Consider the following 2,500-nt stretch of genomic DNA (forward strand, 5'->3'; position numbering starts at 1 on the left):
GATTGGTTTTAGAAGAACAGTCTGGAAAGACTGGCCATAGACGGTGACAGCCCGGTATTCGAAAAGACCTTTTCAGTGAAGACGAGTAAGGCGGGGCACGAGAAACCCTGTCTGAACATGGGGGGACCATCCTCCAAGGCTAAATACTCCTGACCGACCGATAGTGAACCAGTACCGTGAGGGAAAGGCGAAAAGAACCCCGGAGAGGGGAGTGAAATAGATCCTGAAACCGTGTGCGTACAAGCAGTAGGAGCCCGCAAGGGTGACTGCGTACCTTTTGTATAATGGGTCAGCGACTTACTGTTCGTGGCAAGCTTAACCGTATAGGGGAGGCGAAGGGAAACCGAGTCTGATAAGGGCGCATAGTCGCGGGCAGTAGACCCGAAACCGGGTGATCTAGTCATGCCCAGGGTGAAGGTGCCGTAACAGGTACTGGAGGCCCGAACCCACTCCCGTTGCAAAGGTAGGGGATGAGGTGTGATTAGGAGTGAAAAGCTAATCGAACCCGGAGATAGCTGGTTCTCCTCGAAAGCTATTTAGGTAGCGCCTCGTATGAATCTTCTTGGGGGTAGAGCACTGTTATGGCTAGCGGGACATCGCGTCTTAGCAAACCATGGCAAACTCCGAATACCAAGACAGAATGTACGGGAGACACACGGCGGGTGCTAACGTCCGTCGTGAAAAGGGAAACAACCCAGACCCACAGCTAAGGTCCCAAATTTCGTGCTAAGTGGAAAACGATGTGGAAAGGCACAGACAGCCAGGAGGTTGGCTTAGAAGCAGCCACCCTTTAAAGAAAGCGTAATAGCTCACTGGTCGAGTCGGTCTGCGCGGAAGATTTAACGGGGCTAAGCACGAAACCGAAGCTTGGGGTGCATAACTTTGTTATGCGCGGTAGAGGAGCGTTCCGTAAGCCTGCGAAGGTGGCTTGAGAAGGCTGCTGGAGGTATCGGAAGTGCGAATGCTGACATGAGTAACGATAATGCGGGTGAAAAGCCCGCACGCCGAAAGCCCAAGGTTTCCTTGCGCAACGTTAATCGACGCAGGGTTAGTCGGTCCCTAAGGCGAGGGCGAAAGCCGTAGTCGATGGGAAGCAGGTTAATATTCCTGCACCTCGCGTGAGTGCGATGGAGGGACGGAGAAGGTTAGGTGTACCGGGCGTTGGTTGTCCCGGGGAAAGGCGGTAGGTTTGGATCTTTGGCAAATCCGGGATCCTTTAAGACCGAGCACCGAGACGAGTCCTTTAGGACGAAGTCACTGATACCACGCTTCCAGGAAAAGCTCCTAAGCTTCAGCTCACGCAGACCGTACCGTAAACCGACACAGGTGGGTAGGATGAGAATTCTCAGGCGCTTGAGAGAACTCGGGTGAAGGAACTAGGCAACATGGCACCGTAACTTCGGGAGAAGGTGCACCCTCTTTGGTGGCCCATGCGGGCTATAGCTGAGGGGGGTCGCAGAAACCAGGCCGCTGCGACTGTTTATCAAAAACACAGCACTCTGCAAACACGAAAGTGGACGTATAGGGTGTGACGCCTGCCCGGTGCTGGAAGGTTAATTGATGGGGTCAGCCGCAAGGCGAAGCTCTTGATCGAAGCCCCAGTAAACGGCGGCCGTAACTATAACGGTCCTAAGGTAGCGAAATTCCTTGTCGGGTAAGTTCCGACCTGCACGAATGGCGTAACGACAGCGGCGCTGTCTCCACCCGAGACTCAGTGAAATTGAAATCGCTGTGAAGATGCAGCGTTCCCGTGGCAAGACGGAAAGACCCCGTGAACCTTTACTATAGCTTTACATTGAACGTTGAGTTCGTCTGTGTAGGATAGGTGGGAGGCTATGAAACCTTGGCGCTAGCTGAGGTGGAGCCAACCTTGAAATACCACCCTGATGTGCTTGACGTTCTAACCTAGGTCCGTAATCCGGATCGGGGACCATGTATGGTGGGTAGTTTGACTGGGGCGGTCTCCTCCCAAAGAGTAACGGAGGAGCTCGAAGGTACGCTCAGCGCGGTCGGACATCGCGCACTGTGTGCAAAGGCATAAGCGTGCTTGACTGCGAGATCGACGGATCAAGCAGGTACGAAAGTAGGACTTAGTGATCCGGTGGTTCTGTATGGAAGGGCCATCGCTCAACGGATAAAAGGTACTCCGGGGATAACAGGCTGATACCGCCCAAGAGTTCATATCGACGGCGGTGTTTGGCACCTCGATGTCGGCTCATCACATCCTGGGGCTGTAGTCGGTCCCAAGGGTATGGCTGTTCGCCATTTAAAGTGGTACGCGAGCTGGGTTCAGAACGTCGTGAGACAGTTCGGTCCCTATCTGCCATGGGCGTTGGAGATTTGAGAGGGGCTGCTCCTAGTACGAGAGGACCGGAGTGGACGAACCTCTGGTGTTCCGGTTGTCACGCCAGTGGCATTGCCGGGTAGCTATGTTCGGAAGCGATAACCGCTGAAAGCATCTAAGCGGGAAGCGCGCCTCAAGATGAGATCTCCCGGGGCA

Annotated in this window: 1 rRNA gene (cut by both window edges); it reads left to right on the top strand. The window is 54.3% G+C overall.

What is annotated here, in order from left to right:
* Positions 1-2,500, top strand: a 23S ribosomal RNA gene (locus IB230_RS19000) (it extends past both window edges: 272 nt to the left, 107 nt to the right).

It is taken from the genome of Pseudoxanthomonas sp. PXM01, from assembly GCF_014851815.1.
GTDB lineage: Bacteria > Pseudomonadota > Gammaproteobacteria > Xanthomonadales > Xanthomonadaceae > Pseudoxanthomonas_A.